Source organism: Pseudomonas sp. efr-133-TYG-103a (assembly GCF_030209235.1).
Lineage (GTDB): Bacteria > Pseudomonadota > Gammaproteobacteria > Pseudomonadales > Pseudomonadaceae > Aquipseudomonas.
Genome location: NZ_JARVSK010000031.1, coordinates 17,140 through 41,938 on the forward strand (window position 1 = coordinate 17,140; position 24,799 = coordinate 41,938).

The 24,799-nt window shown below is 60.4% G+C and carries 26 protein-coding genes; 12 read left to right on the top strand and 14 right to left on the bottom strand.

Features of this window, described 5'->3' with window-relative positions; translation table 11 throughout:
• Positions 1-33: 33 nt before the first annotated feature.
• Together QRN36_RS22800 and QRN36_RS22805 are read right to left on the bottom strand one after the other, a co-directional pair.
• Positions 34-402, bottom strand: a complete 369-nt coding sequence (locus QRN36_RS22800) for an NUDIX hydrolase (protein WP_285426128.1) — start codon at positions 400-402, stop codon at positions 34-36.
• Positions 403-614: 212 nt separating this feature from the next.
• Positions 615-941, bottom strand: coding sequence for a hypothetical protein (locus QRN36_RS22805; protein WP_285426129.1), 327 nt, complete (start codon positions 939-941; stop codon positions 615-617).
• 345 nt (positions 942-1,286) lie between these two features.
• On the opposite strand from QRN36_RS22805, the gene QRN36_RS22810 reads away from it, so the two are divergent.
• The 8 genes from QRN36_RS22810 to QRN36_RS22845 all read left to right on the top strand — a co-directional run bounded on the left by QRN36_RS22810 (position 1,287) and on the right by QRN36_RS22845 (position 7,856).
• Positions 1,287-2,135, top strand: coding sequence for a transporter substrate-binding domain-containing protein (locus QRN36_RS22810; RefSeq protein WP_285426130.1), 849 nt, complete (start codon positions 1,287-1,289; stop codon positions 2,133-2,135).
• A 64-nt stretch (positions 2,136-2,199) separates the two neighbouring features.
• Positions 2,200-2,862 carry an amino acid ABC transporter permease gene (locus tag QRN36_RS22815; RefSeq protein ID WP_093460024.1) on the top strand — a complete coding sequence of 221 codons (663 nt, stop codon included), beginning with the start codon at positions 2,200-2,202 and terminating at the stop codon, positions 2,860-2,862.
• Positions 2,863-2,871: 9 nt separating this feature from the next.
• A complete protein-coding gene (locus QRN36_RS22820) occupies positions 2,872-3,534 on the top strand; it encodes an amino acid ABC transporter permease (protein ID WP_285426131.1) in 663 nt (220 codons plus the stop codon).
• Entirely contained in the window at positions 3,531-4,322 is a 792-nt protein-coding gene (locus QRN36_RS22825) for an amino acid ABC transporter ATP-binding protein (RefSeq protein ID WP_285426132.1), read from the top strand. Before QRN36_RS22820 ends, QRN36_RS22825 begins: the two co-directional genes overlap by 4 nt.
• A 22-nt stretch (positions 4,323-4,344) precedes the next feature.
• Positions 4,345-4,734 (top strand): RidA family protein, encoded by a 390-nt coding sequence (locus tag QRN36_RS22830; RefSeq protein ID WP_062381403.1) that lies wholly within the window; start codon positions 4,345-4,347, stop codon positions 4,732-4,734.
• 140 nt (positions 4,735-4,874) lie between these two features.
• Positions 4,875-5,639 (top strand): IclR family transcriptional regulator, encoded by a 765-nt coding sequence (locus tag QRN36_RS22835; RefSeq protein ID WP_285426133.1) that lies wholly within the window; start codon positions 4,875-4,877, stop codon positions 5,637-5,639.
• Positions 5,640-5,696: 57 nt separating this feature from the next.
• Positions 5,697-6,902: an amino acid deaminase gene (locus QRN36_RS22840; protein ID WP_285426134.1), complete on the top strand. Its 1,206-nt coding sequence runs from the start codon at positions 5,697-5,699 to the stop codon at positions 6,900-6,902.
• 12 nt (positions 6,903-6,914) lie between these two features.
• Positions 6,915-7,856: a sugar kinase gene (locus QRN36_RS22845; RefSeq protein WP_285426135.1), complete on the top strand. Its 942-nt coding sequence runs from the start codon at positions 6,915-6,917 to the stop codon at positions 7,854-7,856.
• 18 nt (positions 7,857-7,874) lie between these two features.
• Here QRN36_RS22845 and QRN36_RS22850 read toward each other — a convergent pair whose 3' ends face one another.
• Entirely contained in the window at positions 7,875-8,150 is a 276-nt protein-coding gene (locus tag QRN36_RS22850; RefSeq protein WP_081568400.1) for a peptidylprolyl isomerase, read from the bottom strand.
• Positions 8,151-8,336: 186 nt separating this feature from the next.
• On the opposite strand from QRN36_RS22850, the gene QRN36_RS22855 reads away from it, so the two are divergent.
• A complete protein-coding gene (locus QRN36_RS22855; RefSeq protein ID WP_285426136.1) occupies positions 8,337-9,503 on the top strand; it encodes a PilT/PilU family type 4a pilus ATPase in 1,167 nt (388 codons plus the stop codon).
• A gap of 109 nt (positions 9,504-9,612) precedes the next feature.
• Here the strand turns inward: QRN36_RS22855 and QRN36_RS22860 are convergent, their stop codons facing one another.
• From QRN36_RS22860 to QRN36_RS22905, 10 genes are all read right to left on the bottom strand, one after another.
• Positions 9,613-10,383 (bottom strand): 3-hydroxybutyrate dehydrogenase, encoded by a 771-nt coding sequence (locus QRN36_RS22860; RefSeq protein WP_285426137.1) that lies wholly within the window; start codon positions 10,381-10,383, stop codon positions 9,613-9,615.
• Positions 10,384-10,393: 10 nt separating this feature from the next.
• Entirely contained in the window at positions 10,394-11,785 is a 1,392-nt protein-coding gene (locus tag QRN36_RS22865; RefSeq protein WP_285426138.1) for a GntP family permease, read from the bottom strand.
• A 276-nt stretch (positions 11,786-12,061) separates the two neighbouring features.
• Positions 12,062-13,471 (bottom strand): sigma-54-dependent Fis family transcriptional regulator, encoded by a 1,410-nt coding sequence (locus tag QRN36_RS22870; RefSeq protein WP_285426139.1) that lies wholly within the window; start codon positions 13,469-13,471, stop codon positions 12,062-12,064.
• Between the two features lie 62 nt (positions 13,472-13,533).
• Positions 13,534-15,117 carry an ABC transporter ATP-binding protein gene (locus QRN36_RS22875; RefSeq protein WP_285426140.1) on the bottom strand — a complete coding sequence of 528 codons (1,584 nt, stop codon included), beginning with the start codon at positions 15,115-15,117 and terminating at the stop codon, positions 13,534-13,536.
• A gap of 1 nt (position 15,118) precedes the next feature.
• On the bottom strand, positions 15,119-16,141 hold the full coding sequence (locus QRN36_RS22880) for an ABC transporter permease (protein ID WP_285426141.1): 1,023 nt from the start codon (positions 16,139-16,141) through the stop codon (positions 15,119-15,121).
• Positions 16,141-17,205: a microcin C ABC transporter permease YejB gene (locus tag QRN36_RS22885; RefSeq protein ID WP_285426142.1), complete on the bottom strand. Its 1,065-nt coding sequence runs from the start codon at positions 17,203-17,205 to the stop codon at positions 16,141-16,143. The genes QRN36_RS22880 and QRN36_RS22885 overlap by 1 nt, the downstream gene beginning before the upstream one ends.
• Entirely contained in the window at positions 17,205-19,073 is a 1,869-nt protein-coding gene (locus QRN36_RS22890; protein WP_285426143.1) for an extracellular solute-binding protein, read from the bottom strand. The genes QRN36_RS22885 and QRN36_RS22890 overlap by 1 nt, the downstream gene beginning before the upstream one ends.
• Positions 19,074-19,409: 336 nt before the next feature.
• Positions 19,410-19,691: a peptidylprolyl isomerase gene (locus tag QRN36_RS22895; protein ID WP_285426144.1), complete on the bottom strand. Its 282-nt coding sequence runs from the start codon at positions 19,689-19,691 to the stop codon at positions 19,410-19,412.
• Between the two features lie 106 nt (positions 19,692-19,797).
• On the bottom strand, positions 19,798-20,679 hold the full coding sequence (locus tag QRN36_RS22900) for a triacylglycerol lipase (RefSeq protein ID WP_285426145.1): 882 nt from the start codon (positions 20,677-20,679) through the stop codon (positions 19,798-19,800).
• Positions 20,680-20,981: 302 nt separating this feature from the next.
• Complete coding sequence (locus tag QRN36_RS22905; protein WP_285426146.1) at positions 20,982-22,067, bottom strand: 3-deoxy-7-phosphoheptulonate synthase; 1,086 nt, start codon at positions 22,065-22,067, stop codon at positions 20,982-20,984.
• Between the two features lie 648 nt (positions 22,068-22,715).
• Here QRN36_RS22905 and QRN36_RS22910 point away from each other — a divergent pair.
• On the top strand, positions 22,716-23,168 hold the full coding sequence (locus QRN36_RS22910; protein ID WP_285426147.1) for a GNAT family N-acetyltransferase: 453 nt from the start codon (positions 22,716-22,718) through the stop codon (positions 23,166-23,168).
• A gap of 111 nt (positions 23,169-23,279) precedes the next feature.
• On the opposite strand, the gene QRN36_RS22915 is transcribed toward QRN36_RS22910, so the two are convergent.
• Positions 23,280-23,522 (bottom strand): DNA-binding protein, encoded by a 243-nt coding sequence (locus QRN36_RS22915; RefSeq protein ID WP_285426148.1) that lies wholly within the window; start codon positions 23,520-23,522, stop codon positions 23,280-23,282.
• Between the two features lie 81 nt (positions 23,523-23,603).
• On the opposite strand from QRN36_RS22915, the gene QRN36_RS22920 reads away from it, so the two are divergent.
• Together QRN36_RS22920 and uvrY are read left to right on the top strand one after the other, a co-directional pair.
• Positions 23,604-23,963, top strand: a complete 360-nt coding sequence (locus QRN36_RS22920) for a helix-turn-helix domain-containing protein (protein ID WP_285426149.1) — start codon at positions 23,604-23,606, stop codon at positions 23,961-23,963.
• A 190-nt stretch (positions 23,964-24,153) separates the two neighbouring features.
• The gene (gene uvrY, locus QRN36_RS22925) at positions 24,154-24,798 is read left to right on the top strand and encodes a UvrY/SirA/GacA family response regulator transcription factor (RefSeq protein WP_093458872.1); all 645 of its coding nucleotides are present in this window, start codon (positions 24,154-24,156) and stop codon (positions 24,796-24,798) included.
• The last annotated feature ends 1 nt before the right edge of the window (position 24,799 follow it).

Genomic DNA, 24,799 nt, shown 5'->3' on the forward strand with positions numbered 1-24,799 from the left:
AAGAAACGTGAATAACTCTCAACAAAATTTAAGTTAAGGAATTTCGTTGTTCAAAAACGCTTTGACGATCGATCTGGCAGACGGGTTGACCTTCTGATCACCCAGTTCCTTGACCGTAAACCATTTGCACGCCGCGATTTCGTTTTTTGGCGACGGCGTAGCGATCATCGTGACCGATACCTCAAACACATGATGCAGAACGGTGCCGCCTTCGAAACGCGTCACATAGGCCAACTCTTCCAGAATCAAGCCGGTTTCTTCACGCAGCTCTCTGGCAGCCGCCTGTGAGGGGGATTCGTTGGTTTCGACTTTTCCGCCCGGCAGCGTCCAGCGCGCCTTGGGTTTGCGCACATAGAGTATCTGGTTGTCTCGCCGACAGATGACGGTCGCTCGTTCTTTCATTGGATGGTCCTCCACCGTACAACCCGTGAGATGTTCAGCGTTAATGCAAGGTCACGAAGTTGTCATAAAAGCTTCACATATCGCTTTGAAGCACTAACGGTGCCAATGTTCCCCCTGATGACTCAGAGCATGTCTCCTGACTAGATCATAGGTCACTCTGGTCGCGCCGGGACGGCACAACCAATAGTGGCCTTCAGCTATGAACGCTCCAGTTACTGTCCGTTCACTGGCGGCGTGGCTTTTTTGGACCCTGCTGGCGCTTTATCGGACGATGTTCTGGACTCCTTGTGCATCTGCCCCTTCGCGTCCTGCTTTCTGGTCGCGTCGCTGTCGGCAGGGCGAGTGGGCGTGCGCTTTTCATAGCCGTTGGCGTCGCCGCCGTTACCACCCGCCGGGGAGGAGGGATTTACCCCAGGCGGCAGCACCGAGCCCGAAGACTGCCCGGCCAATGGCCCGGCGGTGTCTTGCGCCGATGCAGCTAAGGGCAAAGCGCCCAGTAGCGCGGTGAACAAACATCCAATCAGGTTTGAGCGAGTCATCTCATGCCTCCTTAGGAGTGTCATTGTCATTGCTTAGGCCATTCTGCTCCGAGTCTCGTGCAGCAGGGGCGACGAACGGAATCGCTGCTGCCATGCGCGGTCATGGCGCAACCGCGCACCCGTATGGGGCCCTGTTACCCAATCGCGTGGCAATTGGTAGCGGGATGAATCAGGCCGACGTCGGATTCAAATGTGTTCCCCCAATGCCAGCCCGTTGAAATAACAGCGCTTTAAACGGCTTCAACTCGTCGCGTCTTGTGTGGCACACTTTCTGCTGTCTATTCCGTTGTTACATACATTGTTCCGCTATAGCGGAATTGACTATCACTCGGCGGGGTTTTTCTCATGCATCGCGGACCTTCTTTTCTGAAAGCTATTGCACTCGTCCTGGCCGCTGCGGCCACGGCGGTCTCCACCGCGCAAGCAGCGGACAGCAAGCTCGACAGCGTCTTGCAGCGCGGTCATCTGGTCGTGGGGACTGGCAGCACCAACGCGCCCTGGCATTTCCAGGGGGCAGACGGCAAGTTGCAGGGGTTCGATATCGACATCGCACGTATCGTTGCCAAGGGCTTGTTCAACGATCCAGGCAAAGTCGAGTTCGTCGTGCAGTCGTCCGATGCGCGGATTCCCAACCTGCTGACGGACAAAGTGGACATGAGCTGTCAGTTCATCACCGTGACCGCCAGCCGCGCCCAGCAGGTCGCGTTCACCCTGCCGTACTACCGCGAAGGTGTTGCCCTGCTGCTGCCAGCCAACAGCAAATACAAGGAAATCGACGACCTCAAAGCCGCCGGTGACGGTGTCACGGTTGCGGTGCTGCAGAACGTCTACGCCGAGGAACTGGTGCATCAGGCGCTGCCCAAGGCCAAGGTCGATCAGTACGACAGCGTTGATTTGATGTATCAGGCGATCAACTCGGGCCGTGCCGACGCCGCGGCCACCGATCAGTCATCGGTCAAATACCTGATGGTGCAGAATCCCGGCCGTTATCGCTCGCCGGCGTTCGCCTGGAGCCCGCAAACCTATGCCTGCGCCGTCAAGCGCGGGGATCAGGACTGGCTGAACTTCGTCAATACCGCGCTGCATGAAGCCATGACCGGCGTGGAATTCCCGACGTACGCGGAGTCCTTCAAGAAGTGGTTCGGGGTGGATCTGCCGACGCCACAGATCGGCTTCCCGATGGAATACAAGTAACGCGACCTGCCATTGAAGGGGCAGGGAAGGCCGCAGTGTCTTCCTGTCCCAGGTGCTGCTGACCATGAATTATCAGTTGAACTTTGCGGCAGTCTGGCGGGATTTTCCCAGCCTGCTCGCCGGTCTTGGATTGGGGCTGGAACTGGCCCTGATCTCCATCGCCATAGGCTGCGTCATCGGTCTGATGGCGGCGTTTGCCATGTTGTCGCGCTACCGGGCCTTGCGTCTGGTGGCGTCGGTCTACGTGACGGTGGTTCGCAACACGCCGATCCTGGTGCTGATTCTGTTGATCTACTTTGCCTTGCCGAGCCTGGGCATACGCATGGACAAGATTCCCTCGTTCATCGTCACCCTTTCGCTCTACGCCGGCGCTTACCTGACCGAAGTGTTCCGTGCGGGTCTGCTGAGCATTCACAAGGGGCAGCGTGAGGCTGGGCTGGCGATCGGGCTGGGCGAGTGGCAAGTGCGCGCGTACATCATCGTGCCGGTGATGCTGCGCAATGTGCTGCCGGCGCTGTCGAACAACTTCATCTCGCTGTTCAAGGACACGTCGCTGGCCGCTGCCATCGCTGTCCCTGAGCTGACCTATTACGCGCGCAAGATCAACGTCGAGAGCTACCGGGTCATCGAAACCTGGCTGGTGACCACGGCGCTGTACGTCGCCGCGTGTTACCTCATCGCCATGCTGTTGCGCTATCTCGAACAGCGCCTGGCCATTCGCCGCTAGGAGGCCGACATGTACGAACAACCTACCTGGCTGCATGAGTTGTGGATCGCTCGCGAGGCGCTGTGGTCCGGCTTCATGACCAGTGTTCAGTGCGCCGCACTGGCGATTGTCTGCGGCACGCTGATCGGTGTGTTCGCCGGACTGATCCTGACCTACGGGAAGCTCTGGGCGCGGCTGCCGTTTCGCTGCTATGTCGACCTGATCCGCGGCACGCCGGTGTTTGTGCTGGTGCTGGCCTGCTTCTACATGGCGCCGGCGCTCGGCTGGCAAATCAGCGCGTTCCAGGCCGGCGCGCTGGGGCTGACGCTGTTTTGCGGGTCCCACGTTGCCGAGATCGTGCGCGGCGCTTTGCAGGCCATTCCCCGCGGGCAGCTTGAGGCCGGCAAGGCGATTGGCCTGACGTTCAGCCAGTCGCTCAGCTACGTGCTGTTGCCCCAGGCGTTGCGGCAAATCCTGCCGACCTGGGTCAACTCGTCCACGGAAATCGTCAAGGCTTCCACGCTGCTGTCGGTGATCGGTGTCGCGGAGCTGCTGCTGAGCACGCAGCAAGTCATCGCGCGCAATTTCATGACGCTGCAGTTCTATCTGTTCGCCGGCTTTCTCTTCTTCGTCATCAACTACGCCATCGAGCTTCTTGGGCGGCAAATCGAAAAACGGGTGGCCTTGCCATGACTCAGATTCAAACCACAACCGCTGCCCCGGCGCTGCTGAGCATCGAAGGGCTGCACAAATCCTACGGTCCGGTCGAAGTGCTCAAAGGCGTCGACCTCAAGATGAACAAGGGCAATGTCGTCACGTTGATCGGTTCCAGCGGCTCGGGCAAAACCACGCTGCTGCGCTGCGTGAACCTGCTGGAAGAGTTTCAGGGCGGGCATATTCGTCTTGAAGGGCAGGACATCGGCTACAGCGACGTCAACGGCAAGCGCGTGCGCCATCCAGAAAAGGTCATCGCCCAACACCGCGCCATGACCGGCATGGCGTTTCAGCAGTTCAACCTGTTTCCGCACCTGACGGCGCTGCAGAACGTCACCCTCGGCCTGCTCAAAGTCAAAAAGATGCCCAAGGATCAGGCCGTGGCGCTGGCTGAGAAATGGCTTGAAAGGGTGGGTCTGCTGGAGCGTCGCAATCATTTCCCCGGGCAGCTGTCTGGCGGTCAGCAGCAGCGTGTGGCGATTGCCCGGGCGATCGCGATGAACCCCAGTCTGATGCTGTTCGATGAAGTGACGTCTGCGCTCGACCCTGAACTGGTGGGTGAAGTGCTCAGCGTGATCAAAGGCCTGGCCGAAGAAGGCATGACCATGTTGCTGGTCACCCACGAGATGCGCTTTGCCTATGAAGTGTCCGATCAGATCGTCTTCATGAACCAGGGCCGGATCGAAGAACAGGGCCCGCCCAAGAGCCTGTTCGAACAGCCGAAGTCGGCTCGACTGGCCGAATTCCTCAAAAACATTCGTTTCTAACGCTCAATCAAAGGAGATATTCATGAGCATTACTCGTTACGGCGCTGGCAGCACAGCAGGTGGCGGTCAGCCACGTCCATTCGCCCGTGCGGTCGAAGCCGACGGCTGGTTGCACGTGTCCGGACAGGTGCCTGCTGAGAATGGCGAGATCATCAATGGCGGCATCGTCGAGCAGACCCACAAGACCATGCAGAACCTGGTGGCGATCCTCACCGAAGCCGGTTACGGCCTCGAGGACGTCGTGCGGGTGGGTGTCTGGCTCGAAGACCCTCGGGATTTCTGGAGTTTCAACAAGGTCTTCGGCGAGTACTTCAAGCCTGAACACGCGCCGGCTCGCGCGTGCGTGCAGGCGAACATGATGGTCGACTGCAAGGTCGAGATCGATTGCATCGCCTACAAGAAGAAGGCGTAGGACGACGTGCCGGATCGCGCGGCGTCACTGAACCGTCGTGGGTGCGAAATCATTTTGCGCCCACAGGTTCCTGCTCGCCGGGCTAACGGTAGACTGCCAGTCTCCTTCAAGAAACAACTGCCTCAATGGAAAGCGCCACGATGACCGAAGACACCATCAAACGCCGGGCCCGCGGGCTCGACCGGGCGTTCGATATCCTCGATTTCCTCAAGGAAAAGGGCACGCCTTTGCGGCCGAACGAAATCGCCAGCGGCATCGGCAGTCCGAAGTCGACGGTCTATGAGCTGGTGGGATCGCTGCTGGAGCGGCGTATTCTGGAAACGGTCGGCAAGGACGGGCACGTCTACCTCGGTCGTCAGCTGTACTTTCTCGGCCAGGCGCATTTACGCCATTTCGACTTCACCCGTGAGGCGGAAATCAGCCTCGGCGAGATCGTCGAGCAGACCCGGGAAACCGCGCAGATGTGCCTGCTCAACGGACGCAAATACACCGTCGCGCTGATGAAGGAAGGGGCCCGGCACTTTCGCATTTCTTCCGACATCGGCGAAGACGCGCCCATCCCGTGGACCGCTTCGGGCCGTTTGCTGCTCGGCCATCTCAGCGATCAACAGATCATCGATCTGATCGACCCTGAAGATTTCATTCTGCCCAGCGGTGAGCGCCTGACCCTGGACACCTTCATCGGTGAGATCCGCAAGGCCCACGAAGAGGGGTTTTTCTCGTTCAACAGCATTGCCGACACCTTTACCCATTGCTTCGCCGCGCCGGTGCGGGACAAGCAGGGCATCTGTATCGCGACCCTGTGCATCGTTGCCCCGCGGGCCGATGCCAGCGCGCACTACGAACACTACCGGCGGGTGCTGATCGACTGCGCCGACAGCCTCGCGCGTCGAGTCATCGATTAGGGCCAACGATCAATCGCTTGGTTATTCCGACACGAACAAGAATTCCGGAGAACAGACATGAACATTGCTGCAATCGAAAAGGGCGCCGCCAAACCGGGCGACCAACTGGTACGGGATGTGAGCCTGCCGGCGCTGGTCATCCACGACAAGGCACTGGAGCACAACCTGCGCTGGATGCAGAAATTCGTCAGTGACAGCGGCGCGGAGCTGGCGCCTCATGGCAAGACCAGCATGGTCCCCGCATTGTTCCAGCGTCAGTTGCAGCACGGCGCCTGGGGCATGACCCTGGCCACCGCCGTGCAGACCCGGGCCGCCTATGCCCACGGTGTTCGCCGGGTGTTGATGGCGAATCAGCTGGTCGGCGCGCCGAACATGGCGATCATCGCCGAGATGCTGACCGATTCGATGTTCGATTTTCATTGCATGGTCGATCACCCGGACAACGTCAAGGCGCTCGGCGAATTCTTCGCTGCCAAAGGCCTGCACCTGAACGTGATGATCGAGTACGGCGTGGTCGGCGGGCGCTGCGGCTGCCGCAGCGAGGACGAGGTGATGGCGCTGGCCGAGGCGATTGCCGCGCAACCTGCGCTGAAACTGACCGGCATCGAAGGCTACGAAGGCGTGATTCATGGCGACCAGGCGGTCAGCGGCATTCGCCAGTTTGCCGCATCACTGGTGCGTCTGGCCGTCACGCTGCAGGACAAGGGCGCTTTCGCCTTGGACCGCCCGATTGTCACTGCGTCGGGCTCGGCGTGGTACGACTTGATTGCGGAAGAGTTCGACAAGCAGCAGGTGCGCGAGCGCTTCCTCAGCGTGCTGCGCCCAGGCAGCTATGTGGTTCACGACCACGGCATTTATAAAGAAGCGCAATGCTGCGTGCTGGACCGTCGCCACGACCTGAGCGAAGGCCTGCAACCGGCGCTGGAAGTCTGGGCGCATGTGCAGTCGATGCCTGAACCCGGTTTCGCGGTCATCGCGCTGGGCAAACGTGACGTCGCATTCGACGCCGGAATGCCGAACCCGATCAAGCGTTACAAGCCGGGCGTGGTGCCGGCGCAGGGCGATGACGTGAGCGCGTGCACAGTCACTGCGGTCATGGACCAGCACGCCTTCATGGCGGTGGCGCCGGGGTGTGAGCTGCGCGTGGGGGACATCATTTCGTTCGGCACCTCGCACCCGTGCCTGACCTTCGACAAATGGCGCACGGGCTGTCTGGTCGGCGATGATCTGAGCGTCATCGAATCCTTCGAAACGTGCTTCTGACGGGAGTCTGCAATGAGCGAGATGGTGAGTCACAGTCATCCGCGCGTGGCGCTGATCGGCGAATGCATGATCGAGCTGCAGCAGCATGCCAACGGCACGCTCAAGCAGAGCTTCGGCGGCGACACGCTGAACACCGCGGTGTATCTGTCCCGTCTGTTGGGCTCGGCCTCTCAGGTGGACTACGTCACGGCCCTTGGCGACGACAGCTTCAGCGACGCGATGTGCCAGGTCTGGGCGGACGAGCACATCGGCCTGAGCCGAGTTCAGCGTCTGCCGGGCAGGTTGCCCGGGCTTTACTGCATTCAGACCGATGCCAACGGCGAGCGGCGGTTCCTCTACTGGCGCAATGAGGCGGCGGTGCGTGACTGTTTCACCACGCCGGCTGCCGAGCCGATTCTTGCGGCACTGCCCGAATACGACGTGCTCTACTTCAGCGGCATAACCTTGGCGGTGCTTGGTGAGGTCGGCAGGGCGCGGCTGTTGTCGACGCTGGGCGAGGCGCGGGACCGGGGCGCGCGCGTGGTGTTCGACAACAACTACCGACCGCGTCTGTGGCGCAGCGTCGATCAGGCGCGCCAGGCCTATCGTGCGGTGATGCATGAGGTCGATCTGGCGCTGCTCACCGAAGAGGACGAGCAGGCCCTGTTCGATTACAGCGACAGCGAGCAGATCCTGGCGGCATATGGTGAGCTGGGCGTCAGCGAGGTGGTGATCAAGCGTGGCGCGCAAAGTTGTCTGGTGCGTTCGGGCGAGCGTCGCTATGAGATCCCGGCGCAGCCAGTGCACAAGGTCATCGACACCACGGCGGCCGGTGATTCGTTCAGCGCCGGGTACCTGGCCCGCCGACTGCGCGGTGGCAGTCCGCAGGAAGCAGCTGAGGCAGGGCATCGTCTGGCGAGTCTGGTGATCCAGCATCCCGGCGCGCTGATCCCGCGCAGTGCCATGCCGGCCTGACCGCAGGCAGCACGATCATCAGTCGCGGTAAAACACCTGCACCAGGTGATAGCCGAACTTGCTCTTCACGGGGCCGTGCACGGTGCGCAGCGGCTTCTTGAAGATAATCTGATCGATCGCTCCGACCATCTGGCCGGGGCGAACCTCTCCCAGGTCGCCGCCACGTTTGCCGGACGGGCAGGTCGAGTATTTCTTGGCCAGCACGTCGAACGCTTCGCCCTTGGCGATGCGCTGCTTGAGCTGCTCGGCCTCTTCGGCGGTCTTGACCAGAATGTGGCGGGCTTGAGCTTTCATGTTGAAATCGCCTCGATAAAAAAGCCGCGCATTATGCCTTTGCGGCGCGAATTCAGGTAATTTCCTTCACCTTGATCGGACCAACGACGCGCAGCCCGGCTGTTTGGGGCGAACGTTGGTTCGGGTCGAGGGTCGCACACAGTGTCGACCTGCAGTCTTCCTAAACCTTTTGTGCGGTATTGCCTTATGGATTTCCCGGCGTTGTTGAAGGTTCTTGCCACCCAGGACGGTTCGGATCTCTATTTATCCACGGGCGCGCCACCCTGCGCCAAGTTCAACGGCGTGCTGAAGCCGCTGGGCACCGAGGCATTCAAGCCTGGCGACGTGGCGCTCATCGCCGACGGCATCATGGACGCCGAGCAACGCCTGGACTTCGAGCGTGAACTTGAAATGAACCTGGCGTTTTCCCTTTCGGGCGTCGGGCGTTTCCGCATCAACATCTTCAAACAGCGCAACGAAGTGTCCATCGTGGCGCGCAACATCAAGCTCGACATCCCCAGATTCGAAGACCTGCACCTGCCGCCGGTGCTGCTCGATGTGGTGATGGAGAAGCACGGCCTGGTGCTGTTCGTCGGCGCCACGGGCTCGGGTAAGTCGACGTCGCTGGCTGCCCTGATCGATCACCGCAATCGCCACGCCAGCGGGCACATCATCACCATCGAGGATCCGGTCGAATTCATCCATCGGCACAAGAAATCGATCATTAATCAGCGTGAAGTCGGGGTCGACACGCGCAGTTTTCATGCAGCGCTGAAAAACACCCTGCGTCAGGCGCCGGATGTGATTCTGATCGGCGAGATCCGCGACCGCGAGACCATGGAGCATGCGCTGGCTTTCGCCGATACGGGACATCTGGCGATCTCCACGTTGCATGCCAACAACGCCAACCAGGCGCTGGACCGCATCATCAACTTCTTTCCGGAGGAGCGTCGCGCGCAGCTGTTGCATGACCTGGGCAACAACCTCAAGGCGTTCGTCTCCCAGCGGCTGGTCAAGACCAAGGACGGCAAGCGCCGAGCCGCCGTTGAAGTGATGCTCGGCACGCCAACCATTCGTGACCTGATCCATCGCAACGAGCTCACCGAGCTCAAGGGCATCATGGAAAAGTCCACCAATCTGGGTATGCAGACCTTCGACAACGCGTTGTACGACCTGGCCATCGAAGGCGCGATCAGCGAGGACGAGGCGCTGAAAAACGCCGATTCCGCGAACAATGTGCGGTTGCGTCTGAAGCTGCACAGCGAAGGCGGTCATTCGACGATCACCACGCCACCTCCCGCGCCACAGCCTGCGGCGCAGGTCGACGTCAAGGACTGGGGCCTGGTGGATGAGCGCGACGAGCCGGGGGCTTGAAACGAGCGGCCAGGCGTCTGCCTGCGCATAGCCGGAGGGTGTCAGCCGGTCATTCCGACTGACACGTGCGCCTCACTGGCAAGGCCGCCTCCCGGGCAGTGCCCAGACGTTATCGCGCCAGCCAGCCACCGTCGATGTTCCACGCTGCCCCACGCACCTGCGCGCCAGCGTCACTGCACAGGAACAGCGTCAGCTCGCCCAGCTGCGAAGGGGTGACGAACTCCAGCGACGGCTGCTTCTCGGCCAGCAAATCATGCTTCGCTTGCTCGATGTCCCCGGTTTCGGCGCCGCGATCGTCGATCTGCTTCTGCACCAGCGGGGTCAATACCCAGCCGGGGCAGATGGCGTTGCAGGTGATCTGACTCGCCGCTGTCTCCAGGCCCACGACCTTGGTCAGGCCGATGACCCCATGCTTTGCCGCAACGTAAGCGGCCTTGCCAGTGGAGCCCACCAGCCCGTGAACGGAAGCGATGTTGACGATCCGCCCCCAGCCCTTTGCACGCATGCCCGGCAGGCAAAGACGGGTGCTGTGAAACACCGATGACAGGTTGATGGCGATGATCTTGTCCCAACTCTCCACCGGAAAGTCTTCCACGGCATCGACGTGCTGGATCCCGGCGTTGTTCACCAGAATGTCGATGCCGCCGAACTCACGCTCGGCGTAGGCGATCATGTCGGCGATCTGCCCGACGTCGCTGACATCCGCAGGGTGATGGCCGACCTTGCCGCCGTACTGCCTGACTTGCTCGATCACCGCCGACGCATCGCCGAAGCCGTTGAGCACCAGGTTGGCGCCAGCCTTGGCCAGCGTCAGCGCGATGCCCAGGCCAATGCCGCTGGTGGAGCCGGTGACCAGTGCGGTTTTGCCTTGCAGACTCATGTTCAGATCCTCAAACGATGCCAGTTGCATAGAAGATGGCGATCACCACGAAGATCGCCAGGGTCTTGATCAGGGTGATGCCGAAGATGTCTTTGTACGCTTCGCGATGGGTCAGCCCGGTCACCGCCAGCAGCGTGATCACGGCGCCGTTGTGCGGCAGCGTGTCCATGCCACCGCTGGCCATGGCGGCGACGCGGTGCAACACCTCAAGCGGAATGTTCGCCGCATGGGCGGCCGCGATGAAGCTGTCCGACATCGCTGCCAGCGCGATACTCATCCCGCCTGACGCCGAGCCTGTGATGCCGGCGAGCAAGGTCACGGTAATGGCTTCGTTGACCAGCGGATTGGGGATGCTTTTCAGCCCGTCCGCCAGCACCAGGAAGCCCGGCAATGAGGCGATGACCGCGCCGAAGCCGTATTCCGACGCAGTGTTCATGGCCGCCAGCAACGCGCCACTGACGGCGCCTTTGCTGCCTTCGGCCAGCTTCGTCTTGACCGTGCCGAAGGCGAACAGCAGGACGAACACGATGCCGACCAGCAGTGCCGCTTCGACCGCCCAGATGGCCGTGATCTTGGAGATTTCCGTCTGCACGGGCGCTGTCATGCCGGGCAGCGCCAGCGTGTGGGTCTTGCCATACCACTGTGGAATCCACTGGGTGAACAGCAGGTTCATGACCCCCACCAGCAACAGCGGCGCCAAAGCGATCCACGGGTTGGGCAGGGTGATATCGGCCGGTGTCTCGGGTTCGTTGCGCAGCTCTGTGCCGTAGCCTTCACCGGCGCGTTGGGCTTTGTTGCGCTGACGTTGAAGAAACAACATGCCGGCACAAAAGACGAAAGCCGTGCCGATCAGGCCCAGCCAGGGCGCGGCCCACGCCGTGGTGTTGAAGAACGTCGAAGGGATGATGTTCTGGATTTGCGGCGTGCCGGGCAGGGCGTCCATGGTGAACGAGAATGCACCCAGGGCGATGGTCGCCGGGATCAGCCGCTTTGGGATGTCGCTTTGCCGGAACATCTCGGCAGCGAATGGGTACACGGCGAACACCACAACGAACAGCGACACCCCGCCATACGTCAGCAGGGCGCACACCAGCACAATCACCAGCATGGCCTGGCGTGTGCCGAGCAAACCAATGGCTGCCGCGACGATGGAGCGCGAGAATCCGGACAACTCGATGAGCTTGCCGAATACGGCACCGAGCAGGAACACCGGGAAGTAGAGTTTGACGAAGCCGACCATCTTGTCCATGAACACGCCGGTGAAGGCGGGCGCGACGGCGGACGGGTCGGTCAGCAAGACCGCGCCCAGGGCGGCGATGGGGGCAAAGAGGATAACGCTGTAACCACGGTAAGCAGCAAGCATCAGCAGCGCAAGGGCTGCCAAAGCGATGATCACACTCATCGAGTGTCTCCTGTTGTTTTTGTTCTGGATGCGGTCGAGCCGCGCAACAGGAGGTATAGCTACTTTCGTGCCACTGCGCTAAGTGATTGATTTCCCTATGGATAAGTCCTAACTTGCGAAAGCTGTGACCCATGATTGTCTTGAAAAAGAGACTGCTCGATTCAAACCCGCTCCATCAGTGACTGCCGGGACAGTGGCTAACGTCTGGCGCGCGGGTCTGCCGAGACCATTTCGGCTGGATATTCAACGTGTCTCCCTTTGTGGAATGGCGTCTCGTTATTGAGACTCGGCAATGCCCAGCGCGGCCATTTTCTTGTAGAGCGTCGATCGTCCAAGCCCCAATTGCTGGGCCGCCAGGACTACATTGCCGTCACACTGTGCGAGTTTTGCGGTGATCAGTTCACGATCGAAACGCTGCCTGGCTTCGCTGTACGTCTCGTCGTTAAGCGGTTGGGGCGCCGTCTGCGGGTCAGCGGCGACAAGGGTGCCGATCGCTGTGCGGATTTCAGTCGCGCCCAGGTGCAGGTCGTCGCTGAGCAGCGCGGCCCGCTCCAACACGTTGCGCAACTCCCGTATGTTGCCCGGCCAGGCGTGCTGCCCCAGCGTCGAGAGCCCGGCGGGTTCCAGCTCATGCTGGCTGCGCAGGTCTTCGAGGATGGCCTCGGTCAGCGCCGGGATGTCGTCCAGTCGCTGGCGCAACGGCGGCACTTCGATGGGCAGCACGCTCAGGCGGTAATACAGGTCTGCGCGGAACTCGCCGCGCTTGATCGCCGCTTCAAGATCCGTGGACGTCGCCGCGATCAGGCGCACATTGCTTTTGATCATCTCGTTGGAGCCAACCGGCTCGTACTCTTTTTCCTGAAGCACGCGCAGCAGTTTGCTCTGCAGAGGCAGCGGCATGTCGCCGATCTCGTCGAGAAACAGCGTTCCGCCCTCGGCCAGATACAGCTTGCCCTGACGACCTCGGCGATCGGCGCCGGTGAATGCACCGGGCGCGGTGCCAAAGAACTCGGCTTCCAGCAGTGCTTCGGGGATCGCCGCGCTGTTGATGCTGACGAAAGGCTTGTGCGCCCGCGGCGAGGTGTTGTGGATGGCGTGGGCGAGCAATTCCTTGCCGGTGCCGGTTTCGCCCAGCAACAGCACCGGAGAATCCGTGCTGGCGCTGCGTCGGGCGCGCCGTTTGACTTCCAGACTCGCGGCGCTGGTGCCGATGAAGTGCGCAAAACTGTACTTGGCCTGACGCGCGCGCAGCATCGAGCGTGTCGAGGCCAGTTCCTGCTGCATGCTTGAATAGCGTTTGAGCAGCGGCGACAGCGCATGCAGCTCATCGAACAGGGCGAAGCCGATGGCGCCAATGACGCCGCCGCCGTCGTCATGAATCGGCAGGCGCATGACCACCAGCGGGTCCTTGGCGGTGTCCATCATGTCCAGCAGGATCGGCTGCCCGTTGCTGGCCACCTGACGCAGCAGACTGCCGGGGATGACTTGCTCGCACGGCTGGCCGACCGCACGGCTGGGGTCTTCCAGGCCGAAACGTCGGGCATAGCGCTCGTTGATCCAGACAATCCGTGCCTCGCGGTCGACGATGACCGTGCCTTCACTGGATTGCTCGATGATTTCGAACAGAGACCGGATAGCCAGACGCCGGACGCGTCGGTAGTCCTTCAGGCTTTCGCTGTCTTTCATGGATTGTTCCGTAAATCCGGTTCCCGGCATCTGGCCGCACAGACTGCTGATTGTTGCCTGTTTCAGTTGAAGCCGGGATGCGCCGCCGCCAGAAGCTCCCGGGTGTACGGGTGCTGGGGCGCATCGAAGACATCGTGGCTGGCACCGCGCTCGACCACCTTGCCGTCCTTGACCACAATCAGGTCATGGGCCAGCGCCCTGACAACGGCAAGGTCGTGGCTGATGAACAGGTACGTCAGCCCGTGCTTTTCCTGCAATTGCCGCAACAGCGCAACGACCTGTTTCTGCACTGTGCGATCCAGTGCGGAAGTGGGTTCGTCGAGCAGAATCAGGGCAGGTTTAAGCACAAGTGCGCGGGCGATGGCGATGCGTTGTCGCTGCCCGCCAGAAAACTCATGGGGGTAACGGTGCCGGCTCAACGGGTCGATGCCCACTTCCTCCAGCACGCGAATCACCTCGGCCTCACAGCAGACCTTGTCCAGTTCACTGTGGACTTCCAGCCCTTCGCTGATGATCTGCGCCACCGACATGCGCGGGCTGAGACTGCCGTAAGGGTCCTGAAAGACCACCTGCATCTGCTTGCGCCACGGTCGCATCTGTTTCTGATTCAGGCTGTCCAGCGCGTGACCCTTGAAACGGATACTGCCACGGGATTCCAGCAAGCGCAGGATTGCCTGACCAAGTGTCGATTTGCCCGAGCCGGATTCGCCGACGATTCCCAGTGTTTTGCCGCGCTCGATACTCAGGCTGATGTCGTCGACGGCTTTCAGGTATTCCTGATGGCGATTGAAAATCCCGCCGCCCAGCGAGAACCAGACGCGCAGGTTATCGACCTCCAGCACCTTCTCGCGGGTGTCCCGGGGCAGCGGCTCGCCGGCAGGCTCCGCGTCCAGCAACAGCTGGCTGTACGGGTGCTGCGGGTTCTTGAACAGCAGCTGACAATTGGACTGCTCGACGATTTCGCCGGCGCGCATCACGCACACCCGCTGGGCAATGCTGTGGACCAGATTCAAGTCATGACTGATCAGAAGCAGCGACATGTTCAGGCGCTGCTGCAGTTGTTTGAGCAGGAGCAGGATCTTGCGCTGAACGGTGACGTCCAGCGCCGTCGTCGGCTCGTCGGCAATCAGCAGTTCGGGCTCGCAGGCCAGCGCCATGGCGATCATCACCCGTTGCCGCTGCCCGCCGGACAGTTCGTGAGGATAGGCTTTCAGGCGCTTCTTCGGATGCTGGATGCCCACCAGCTCGAGCAGTTCCAGGATACGGGCCTGCGCCGCCTTGCCACTCAGGCCCTTGTGCAGCAACAGCGTCTCGCCAATCTGTTTGGCGACGGTGTGCAGAGGGTTGAGCGACGTCATCGGCTCCTGAAAGATCATCGCGATCTGATTGCCACGAATCTGCCGCATGGTCTTGCCGTCGGCGCCCAGCAATTCCTTGCCGCGATAACGAATGCTGCCTGTGCTGACCGTGCCAGCCTCAGGCAGCAGCTGCAGGATCGAGTGCGCGGTGACCGATTTGCCGGAGCCGGATTCACCCACCAGCGCCAGGCATTCGCCCGCGGGAATGTCCAGGCTGAGGTGCTTGACCACGGTGTTGCCGCTGAACGACACCGACAGGTCGCGGATTTCAATCAGGTTTTCGGACATGTCAGGACCTCGGGTCAAAGGCGTCACGCAGCGCCTCGCCTATGAACACCAGCAACGACAGAATCAGCGCCAGGGTGAAAAACGCCGTGAAGCCGAGCCAGGGCGCCTGCAGATTCTGCTTGCCCTGGCCGATCAACTCGCCCAGCGACGCGCTGCCTGCCGGCATGCCAAAGCCCAGGAAATCCAGCGCGGTCAGCGTTGAAATCGCGCCGGTCAGAATGAACGGCAGGTAACTCAGGGTGGCGTTCATCGCATTGGGAAGAATGTGTCGCAGGATCACTTTGCGATCGTCCAGCCCCAGCGCGCGCGCCGCCTTCACGTACTCCAGGTTGCGCCCACGCAGAAACTCCGCACGCACCACATCGACCAGCGCCAGCCACGAAAACAGGGCCATGATGCCCAGCAGCCACCAGAAGTTCGGTTCCACGAAGCCTGAAAGAATGATGAGCAGGTAAAGCACGGGCAATCCGGACCACACTTCAAGCAGACGCTGCCCGATCAGATCCACCCAGCCACCGTAGTAACCCTGCAATGCGCCGGCGGCAATCCCGATCAACGCACTGATGACGGTCAGCGCCAGGGCGAACAGAATCGAGACCCGCGAGCCGAAGATGACGCGCGCCAGCACGTCCCGCGCCTGATCGTCAGTGCCCAGCCAGTTGATGGAAGAGGGCGGACTGGGCGCCGGTTTGTTCAGGTCATAGTTGGGCGTGTCGTCACTGAACGGGATGGGCGGAAACAGCATCCAGCCGTCACCGTCGGTGATCAGTTGACGAACGTAGTCACTGCGGTAGTCGGGCTGGAAGGGCAGTTGACCGCCGAATTCCTGCTCGGTGTAGCGTTTGAACGCAGGAAAGTACAACGAGTGTTGATAACTGAGCACCAAAGGTTTGTCGTTGGCGATCAGTTCGCCACACAGGCTGAGGACGAACAGCCCGCAAAACAGCCATAACGACCACCAGCCACGACGGTTGTTGCGAAAACGCTCGAAACGACGGCGAGCCACCGGAGACAGTCTGCTCATCATGCGTTCCTCGCACTGAAATCGATTCGGGGGTCGACGAGGGTGTAGCAGATGTCGCCGACCAGCTTAATCAGCAGCCCGAACAGGGTGAAGATGAACAGTGTCCCGAACACCACGGGGTAGTCCCGCGAGACAGCGGCCTCGTAGCTCATTCGACCCAGGCCATCGAGGGAAAAGATCACTTCGATCATCAGCGAACCGGCGAAGAACACGCTGATGAACGCCTGGGGAATACCAGCGACCACCAGCAGCATCGCGTTGCGGAACACATGCCCGTACAGCACGCGGCGTTCACTCAGGCCCTTGGCCCGGGCGGTGACCACGTACTGACGCGTGACCTCATTGAGGAACGAGTTCTTTGTGAGAATGGTCAGCGTCGCGAAACCGCCGATCACCAGGGAAATCACCGGCAGGACCAAGTGCCAGAAGTAGTCGGCGATCTTGCCCAGCGTGGTCATCTGATCGAAGTTTTCGGACACCAGGCCGCGCACCGGGAACCAGCTCAACGACGTACCGCCCGCGAACACCACCACCAGCAGCATGGCGAACAGGAACGCGGGCATTGCATAACCGATGATGATCGCCGTGCTGCTCCAGATGTCGAAATGGCTGCCATGCTTGACCGCTTTGCGTATACCCAGCGGGATCGACACCAGATAGGTGATGAGAGTGGCCCATAGCCCAAGCGAGATCGACACCGGCATCTTTTGCAGAATGAGGTCAGTGACCTTGGCGCCCCGGAAAAAACTGTTGCCGAAGTCCAGCCGGGCGTAGTTCGTCAGCATCAGCCACAGACGTTCGTGCAAGGGTTTGTCGAACCCGTATTGGTGCTCGATTTCCTTTATCAGCTTGGGGTCCAGACCGCGGCTGGCGCGTGACTGCCCCGCGTTCATGGTTTCGGTGTGCCCTGCGCCGATCGTTCCGCCGGCCACGCCTTGCAGCTTGGCGATGGCCTGCTCGACCGGACCGCCCGGCGCGGCCTGCACGATGAAGAAGTTGACCAGCAGAATGCACAGCAGCGTCGGGATGATCAGCAGCAGACGCCGCATCAGGTAGCCGAACATCACTTCACCTCCCATGGAAGGGCCGAATCACCCTGTTGCCGGGCAAACTGTTCGGTCGTCAGCGCCTGCGGGCTCAACTCCCACCAGGTGTCGATGGCTTCGCTGTTGCTGGCCTGCACTTTGGGAATGCCGAAACGGTTCCACCACACCGTGGAAGATCCCGGCGGGTAATAGTTGGGAATCCAGTAGAAGCCCCATTGCAGCACCCGGTCCAGTGCGTGGGCGTAATCGATCATCGCCGGCTTGCTGTCGGCCTTGGCCAGTCCATTGATCAGCGTGTCGACCGCCGGATCGCGCAGCACCATGTAATTGCTCGAGCCCGAGTCCCGCGCCACTTTGGAGCCGAAGTTGTTGTACAGCTCCATGCCCGGCGAAGTCGAAACGCCATAGCCGGTCACGATCATGTCGTAGTCACGGGCCATTACCCGGTTCAGGTACTGCGCCGAGTCGATCCTTCGGATTTCAAAGTCGATCCCGATCTGCGCGAGGTTGCGCTTGTAAGGCAGCAGAATCTTCTCGAAACCGCTCTGGCCATTGAGGAAGGTGAAACTCAGTGGTTCGCCGTCCGCGTTGACCAGCTTGTCGCCCTTGGGCATCCAGCCCGCTTCTTCGAGCAGGCCCAGGGCCTGCAGCTGCTTGTCGCGAATGAAGCCGGAACCGTCCGTTCTGGGTGTCTGGAATACCCTGGTGAACACCTCCGGCGGGACCTGACCGCGCAGGGGTTCGAGGATCTTCAGCTCCGATTCGGTCGGCAACTGCGTCGCAGCCAGTTCGCTGTTGGAAAAGTAGCTGTTCTGACGCACGTACACGTTGCGCATCATCTGCCGGTTGGTCCACTCGAAGTCCCACAGCATTGCCAGCGCCTGGCGCACGCGGCGGTCCTGAAATTTCGGTCTGTCGAGGTTGAATACGAAGCCCTGAGAACTTTGCACGGCGCCTGGCGCAAGGTGAGCGCGTTGCAGCCGGCCTTCGGTCAGCGCGGGGCTTTCGTAGCGAACGGCATAACCGGTGGCGGAGTATTCGCGGTTGTAGTCATAACCGCCGCCGAGCAGCACCTGGCGCGCGACGTCGGTGTCGCCGAAATACTCGACGCTGAAATGATCGAAGTTATAGAGGCCGCGATTGACCGGCAGGTCTTTGGCCCACCAGTCGACGTTACGCTCGAAGGTGATGCTGCGGCCCGGATCGACCTTGCCGATGCGATAGGGGCCGCTGCCGACAGGGGGCTCGAAGCCGCCGCCGTTGGCGAAGTCGCGATCTTTCCACCAGTGCTCGGGAAACACCGGCAGGGAGGCCAGGTCCAGAGGCAGCGTGCGGCTCTCGTTGCTCTTGAAGTCAAAGCGCACCTGGGTGGGCGACTCGACCTCCACGCCTTTGACGTCCTGGAATTCGGTGCGGTACGACAAACTGCCCTGGGTCATCAGCAGGTCGTAGGTGTAGCGGACATCTTCGGCCGTGATCGGCGTGCCGTCGGAGAACTGTGCCTTGGGATTGAGGTAGAACCGCAGAGACATGCCGTCGGCAGCCCGCTCCATTTTTTCCGCGATCAGGCCATAAACGGTGTACGGTTCATCCAGTGACCTGACAGCCAGCGGCGCGTACAGCAAGCCATTGACCTGCGACACGCCCGTGCCTTTGTCCAGGTACGGCATGATGTGATCGAATTGACCGATTTCCTGCGCCGAACGACGCATGCTGCCGCCTTTTGGGGCATTCGGGTTCACGTAGTCGAAGTGCTGGAAACCGGACGGGTAGCGGGGAGCCTCGCCGTAGACGGTCAGTGCGTGTTGAGGTGCGGCGGACAGGGACTGAAAACCTGAAACAAGGACCAGTGTTGCAACCATCAGCGATGAAAAAACAAAACGCATTACACAAATCCTGACTGACGTTGGGCGCAACATCAGGGTTGAAGGTCGTGATCAGGCGATTGCTGCCTGGTCTGTGGATGATCCATTGTTTTTATTCGTTACCTCCGGTGGCAAGGTACCTCAATGCCGGAATCTTTGTAACCGCACACTACCAGTGGTTGATGACTTCTTTACATTTGCACGGGGTCATGGCTGCCAAACGACGTGCCGTTAACAACTAGCAATAACAACTAGCAATTTCTTTGCCGGAATGGCAGCACTGCGTTTTTCTCACGCACTGAATACAAACGGCCCGCTTGTCAGAGCGGGCCGCAGGTTGTATCGGTCAAGCCGGAATCAGTCCTGGCGGCTGGTCACTTCCAGCAGGTGGTAACCGAACTGGGTTTTCACCGGGCCCTGCACGACGTTGACTGGCGCGCTGAAGACCACGGTGTCGAATTCCTTGACCATCTGACCCGGACCGAAAGAACCCAGATCGCCACCCTGACGGCTGGACGGGCAGCTGGAGTTGGATTTGGCGACTTCCGCGAAGTCAGCGCCTGCCTCGATCTGGGCTTTGAGCTCGTTGCATTTCTCTTCGCTGGACACGAGGATGTGGCGGGCAGTGGCTTTGGCCATTTGGGGTACTCCTGTTAAAAAAGGAAAGAGCCTACCGGATTAAGGGAGGCTTTTCCCGAGAAAGTTCCGGGTGCCGGACCGCGCACAGCAGGGACATCATCAGCCGCTACAGACCTTTGCTGAACAGCAATCCAGCATGGTCGACGTACAGTTTTACCGGGTCAATATTTGCGCGCACCAGACCAGCGGTTTGATTGATGGTGTCGACATGGTCCATCGGATAGTCGCTGCGGATGACTTTGCCCAGGTGAGAGCTGCAGCGTCCGACGAGCCCGTCGTTGCAGTCAGTTTCTTGCTCGAACAGCCGCGCATAACCGCGCAGTGCCAGGTGTAACGGGTCCAGTGCGTTGCGCCCCTCCGAAAACAGCGAGTCCTGAATGCAGCCACTCCAGGAGTAATAATGCACACCGTCGACCCGCTCATTGCCTTCACCGCCCCACTCGGACGGCAAGCCTTGCGGATAGCGGCTGTTGAAGCGCGCCACGCCCTCGCGGGTCAGGGCGTCCAGTGCGTCCACCGGGCTTTGCGGCAGGTGGCCATTGCCGCCGAGCAGGGACAGGAAGTGAGCGAAGCCTGACGCCATTCGTGCGGCAGCGGCCTCGGGCATGTTTCCTGGCGTGAGTGCGCGGCGCAATTGGTCCGCCACTTCGGAGCCGTGATTGGGGCCGCTGACCGAGGTGACTGACGCCACCATGCCCGGCCGAACGGCCGCGACATAACGGCAAGTGAGTGCGCCTTGACTGTGGCCGATGAGGTTGACCTTCAGGTATCCCGTGCGTTTAAGGAATCGCTCGATCTGCTCAATGAGTTGCTCGCCGCGGATCTCGTTATCGTGTACGCCAGACAGTGCAGGCACATGGGTCCTGCAACCGGCTTTCTCGAGGGCTTGCCGGACTCCGTGAAACATTTCGAACTGACCGATGCGATCAAATCCGAACAAGCCGTGGACCAGCAGGATGGGATATTTGGTGGTGACTTCCGTGTACATATTCGACAGTCCGCTCACTGAGTTGGGCGAACGAGACTAAGCGTTTGCCACAGCTCGGTGTCGTGCCGGGATCTGAGGCGCCGCCTTGTTGACCAAGTGAAAGGCCGTCGCGCCGCGCGCCCGGAGGCGCCGGTTTTTGGCAGAGGGTTAAACATCTGCGGGCGGATAAGGAAGAAGGCCGCACGAGCGAGCGAGTGCGTCCTACGGCCCGCGTCTGAACAGGCGCGCGACCGGGCTGACAACGGTGACACGTCGATGGGAAGCCGATGACGGTTCACGCCATGGCTTCCCACCTGGAAACGTTATCTGTAACGCAGCTTGTCGACGGCATCACGCAGCAGTTGCTCGGTGCCGTTCCAGCCCAGGCAACCGTCGGTGATCGACACGCCGTAGCGCAGCGAATCGCTGAGCGGCTGGCAGCCCTCGAACAGATGGCTTTCCAGCATCATGCCGATCAGCGTCCGGTCGCCTGCCAGACGCTGGTTCAGCACATCATTGAAGACCTGCGGCTGACGCAAGGGGTCTTTGCCGCTGTTGGCATGACTGCAGTCGACCATGATTCGCGCGGCAATGCGCTGTTTGTCCAGGCTGGCATTCACCGCGTCGATACTCTGCGCGCCGTAGTTGGGGCCGTTGTGACCGCCACGCAGGACGATGTGAGTGTCCGGATTGCCGCGGGTTTCGATGATCGCCGGATGACCGTGCGCGTCGACGCCGAAATGACGGTGCGCATGCGCCGCCGAACGAATCGCGTCACAGGCAACGGCGATCCCGCCGTCGGTGCCGTTCTTGAAGCCGACCGGCATCTGCAGCCCGCTCGCCATTTCACGATGAATCTGCGACTCAGTGGTACGCGCGCCGATGGCGACCCAGCTCAGCAGGTCATCGAAGTAGCCTGCCGCCATGGGCTGGAGCAATTCAGTGGCGATGGGCAGGCCGAGTCGGGTCATCTCACGCATCAGGTGCCGGGACAACGTCAGGCCTGCGGCCATGTCATCGCTGCCGTCAAGGTGCGGGTCGTACGCCAGGCCTTTCCAGCCCACGGTCGTGCGGGGCTTCTCGACGTAGGCGCGCATCACTAGCAACATCTGGTCGCTGACGTCCTCTGCCAGACCGGCAAGACGCGCCGCGTATTCAAGCGCGGACTCAGGGTCATGAATGGAGCAGGGGCCTACGACGACGAGAAGACGCGAATCTTCGCCGTTGAGAATGGCGCGTACGGATTGGCGATGGGCTGCGATCTGCGCAGTGAGCGCGGCATCGAGCGATAACTGCTGTTTCAGCGCCAGCGCGCTGGGCAAGCGCAGCGCAGCGGGGTGACTGTCGAGCAGGGTCACGGCAGCGGACGGCAGATCGGAGAGGTTTGTTACGGCGACGGACGAGTTCATTTCAAGGCTTCCTGGTCGGCGGGCGTTGTCCCGCGCGGACCTACTGGGGTGTTCGACAATTGGCCGGGTCGGCGCTGTGAGTTGTATTGCCACCTGTCAGTGACCGATCGGAGGCGGCTGGCTGTCCCGAACGGAGGTTGCTAAATCGCCATGCGTAGCTGATGTCGTAGCGGTAATAGTTGCTGTGGTTCATGTTGGTTTCCTCGATGCGGAGCGTTAGTCAGGTTTAAGGCAGGCCAAAAAAACAAAACCCCCGGTCGGGAGGCCGACCGGGGGTAGAGTTATCTCTGGTGGCGTCCCGTATTCGTGGGCGCCGTGTGGGTATCAGGCGCGCCAGTGGCTAAACCAATACCCGTAAAAATAAGAAGTCGCGGAGGTAGTCTTCGTCGCGTCCCACGCAGCCAGATCCGCAGCCTGACGCAAGGCGTCGGCAGAGGCATGCAGCTGAGATGAGAGGGAATGCAACATGGTGTGTCTCCGTTGTGTGACCGCGAGCTTACTTCAGGCACGCTGCGCTGTTCAATCGGAATATTCAATGAAGGCCATCGATTGTTCATTGCCTGGCGACCTCGGATGTCCGAGAAGCTGCCGCTGCGTAGAATGTCGGGATAGTGGTGGGCGACCTGCCGGACATAACAGGAGGGCTGCGTGAAAAAACAGGTCAATAAGGATGTTTCCCTGCACCCGGCGTCCGACGCCGATCTTGCATTCGCCCGTGAGTTGACTCGCGTGAACATGCGCGACTATTACAGTCAGTGCGGACTGATCTGGCAGCCCGAGGGCTTCGATGCGCAATGGCCGCTGAGGGAGAACTACCTGATCCTCAAGGCCGACACGTGCGCGGGCTATCTGGGTGTGACGCGGGAGAGCGGTTATCTGTATGTGCGCGATGTTCAACTGATCGAACGCTATCGCGGTGAAGGCGTGGGCGGCCGGGTCATGGGCCGCGTTACCGAGATGGCGATAGAGCAGCGTTGTGCATGCGTGCGGCTGAAAGTCTTCAAAACCAACCCGGCCGTCCATTGGTACAAGAGATTGGGGTTTGTCACCGTAGGGGAAGAGCAGGCATTGTTGTGGATGGAACGGGTCATCTCTGTCTGACCCGCTTTAGTCTCTTTTTCTGACAGGTGCCTGGGCCGGCGAGAAAAACTTCCGCGTAAAGCAACGCGCGCTCAATCGAACTTTAAGAAACTTCCTACGCACTTTGATTGATTAAGAAACAGGCTCTTCGGAACCGTCAATTCCTGTGACAACCTTTGACGGTATTACCCCTATCTTCATTCCCAGAAGTACCGCTACTTTATGAGCTTCTCCCCGGCGGCCTTTCTTGCGCCCGGAAAGAATCTGATAAGTCGTTGCAGGGTCGACCTTGTTTTCCCTTGCAAATTCCTGAACCGATTTGCCCTGTTGATCCAGCCAGGCCTTGGCTTGTGCTGCGGTGCGTGTTCCGGGCATAGTTCAAAACCGTTCAAGTCAGTTCAAATTATCTGGATATTACCATTCGTAAGGATGGGGTCAATAAGGTTGTGCATTCAAATGAGTGGAATCGGTGCCCGCATTCGGGAAGAGCGGGAGCGTCTTGGGCTCTCGCAACGCGCATTCGGTGAAATTGGTGGTGTGGAGCCCAACGCTCAGGGCAAATACGAGAACGGCGACCGCACGCCGAAGGCCGACTACCTCGCCAACGTCGCCGCGAGGGGGGTTGATGTGCTTTATGTGTTGACCGGCAATCGCACGCCAGCCCCGATCGAAAACCTGAGCCAGATCGAGGAGTGGGTGCTGGGCAGCTACCGTTCACTCGTCAAGGAAGATCAGGACGCCATTCGCCGCCTGACAACTACGCTGGCGGAATATAAAGCCTCGTATGCGGTGGAAAAGAAACCCGATTCGCACTAACCGCTCAAGGGCTATTCGAAGTCGCGCGTTTGAAGATTTTTTGCAAGTTCTGCGGTCGATGATGATAGCGTGTCCGATTCGTTGTCGATCATCTTGCACGGCCGTCAAAAAAGCATTCTCGCTAGGTCATGCACTTTCTTTTTGCTAAGGTGGCGATCGTTCGCCATGAATTGTTCCGTGAGGTGTCTGCTTGATTAGGGTGTTGGTTGTCGATGACCACGATCTGGTTCGGACAGGTATCACGCGTATGTTGGCCGACATTGACGGTTTGCAGGTTGTCGGCCAGGCCGAATCGGGCGAAGAATCCTTGAAAAAGGCACGTGAGCTCAAGCCTGACGTGGTCCTGATGGACGTCAAGATGCCCGGCATTGGCGGTCTTGAGGCCACCCGAAAACTGCTGCGCAGCCATCCGGATATAAAAGTGGTCGCCGTGACGGTCTGTGAGGAAGATCCTTTTCCGACCCGCCTGCTGCAGGCGGGCGCGGCAGGGTACATGACCAAGGGCGCCGGGCTGACCGAAATGGTCCAGGCCATCCGGCTGGTGTTTGCCGGCCAGCGTTACATCAGTCCGCAGATCGCCCAACAACTGGCGCTCAAATCGTTCCAGCCGCAGACCAGCAACTCGCCTTTCGATCTCCTGTCCGAACGGGAAATCCAGATCGCTTTGATGATCGTCGGTTGCCAGAAAGTGCAGACGATCTCCGACAAGCTGTGCCTGTCCCCCAAAACCGTGAACACCTACCGGTACCGTATTTTCGAGAAGCTTTCGATCGGCAGTGACGTCGAGCTGGCATTGCTGGCTGTTCGCCACGGCATGGTCGATGCCAGCGCCTGAA

Excerpts from the sequence above, each read along its gene's own strand:
- QRN36_RS22800 (WP_285426128.1), bottom strand. The coding sequence starts at position 402 with ATGAAAGAACGAGCGACCGTCATCTGTCGGCGAGACAACCAGATACTC.
- QRN36_RS22805 (WP_285426129.1), bottom strand. The coding sequence starts at position 941 with ATGACTCGCTCAAACCTGATTGGATGTTTGTTCACCGCGCTACTGGGC.
- QRN36_RS22810 (WP_285426130.1), top strand. The coding sequence starts at position 1,287 with ATGCATCGCGGACCTTCTTTTCTGAAAGCTATTGCACTCGTCCTGGCC.
- QRN36_RS22815 (WP_093460024.1), top strand. The coding sequence starts at position 2,200 with ATGAATTATCAGTTGAACTTTGCGGCAGTCTGGCGGGATTTTCCCAGC.
- QRN36_RS22820 (WP_285426131.1), top strand. The coding sequence starts at position 2,872 with ATGTACGAACAACCTACCTGGCTGCATGAGTTGTGGATCGCTCGCGAG.
- QRN36_RS22825 (WP_285426132.1), top strand. The coding sequence starts at position 3,531 with ATGACTCAGATTCAAACCACAACCGCTGCCCCGGCGCTGCTGAGCATC.
- QRN36_RS22830 (WP_062381403.1), top strand. The coding sequence starts at position 4,345 with ATGAGCATTACTCGTTACGGCGCTGGCAGCACAGCAGGTGGCGGTCAG.
- QRN36_RS22835 (WP_285426133.1), top strand. The coding sequence starts at position 4,875 with ATGACCGAAGACACCATCAAACGCCGGGCCCGCGGGCTCGACCGGGCG.
- QRN36_RS22840 (WP_285426134.1), top strand. The coding sequence starts at position 5,697 with ATGAACATTGCTGCAATCGAAAAGGGCGCCGCCAAACCGGGCGACCAA.
- QRN36_RS22845 (WP_285426135.1), top strand. The coding sequence starts at position 6,915 with ATGAGCGAGATGGTGAGTCACAGTCATCCGCGCGTGGCGCTGATCGGC.
- QRN36_RS22850 (WP_081568400.1), bottom strand. The coding sequence starts at position 8,150 with ATGAAAGCTCAAGCCCGCCACATTCTGGTCAAGACCGCCGAAGAGGCC.
- QRN36_RS22855 (WP_285426136.1), top strand. The coding sequence starts at position 8,337 with ATGGATTTCCCGGCGTTGTTGAAGGTTCTTGCCACCCAGGACGGTTCG.
- QRN36_RS22860 (WP_285426137.1), bottom strand. The coding sequence starts at position 10,383 with ATGAGTCTGCAAGGCAAAACCGCACTGGTCACCGGCTCCACCAGCGGC.
- QRN36_RS22865 (WP_285426138.1), bottom strand. The coding sequence starts at position 11,785 with ATGAGTGTGATCATCGCTTTGGCAGCCCTTGCGCTGCTGATGCTTGCT.
- QRN36_RS22870 (WP_285426139.1), bottom strand. The coding sequence starts at position 13,471 with ATGAAAGACAGCGAAAGCCTGAAGGACTACCGACGCGTCCGGCGTCTG.
- QRN36_RS22875 (WP_285426140.1), bottom strand. The coding sequence starts at position 15,117 with ATGTCCGAAAACCTGATTGAAATCCGCGACCTGTCGGTGTCGTTCAGC.
- QRN36_RS22880 (WP_285426141.1), bottom strand. The coding sequence starts at position 16,141 with ATGAGCAGACTGTCTCCGGTGGCTCGCCGTCGTTTCGAGCGTTTTCGC.
- QRN36_RS22885 (WP_285426142.1), bottom strand. The coding sequence starts at position 17,205 with ATGTTCGGCTACCTGATGCGGCGTCTGCTGCTGATCATCCCGACGCTG.
- QRN36_RS22890 (WP_285426143.1), bottom strand. The coding sequence starts at position 19,073 with ATGCGTTTTGTTTTTTCATCGCTGATGGTTGCAACACTGGTCCTTGTT.
- QRN36_RS22895 (WP_285426144.1), bottom strand. The coding sequence starts at position 19,691 with ATGGCCAAAGCCACTGCCCGCCACATCCTCGTGTCCAGCGAAGAGAAA.
- QRN36_RS22900 (WP_285426145.1), bottom strand. The coding sequence starts at position 20,679 with ATGTACACGGAAGTCACCACCAAATATCCCATCCTGCTGGTCCACGGC.
- QRN36_RS22905 (WP_285426146.1), bottom strand. The coding sequence starts at position 22,067 with ATGAACTCGTCCGTCGCCGTAACAAACCTCTCCGATCTGCCGTCCGCT.
- QRN36_RS22915 (WP_285426148.1), bottom strand. The coding sequence starts at position 23,522 with ATGCCCGGAACACGCACCGCAGCACAAGCCAAGGCCTGGCTGGATCAA.
- QRN36_RS22920 (WP_285426149.1), top strand. The coding sequence starts at position 23,604 with ATGAGTGGAATCGGTGCCCGCATTCGGGAAGAGCGGGAGCGTCTTGGG.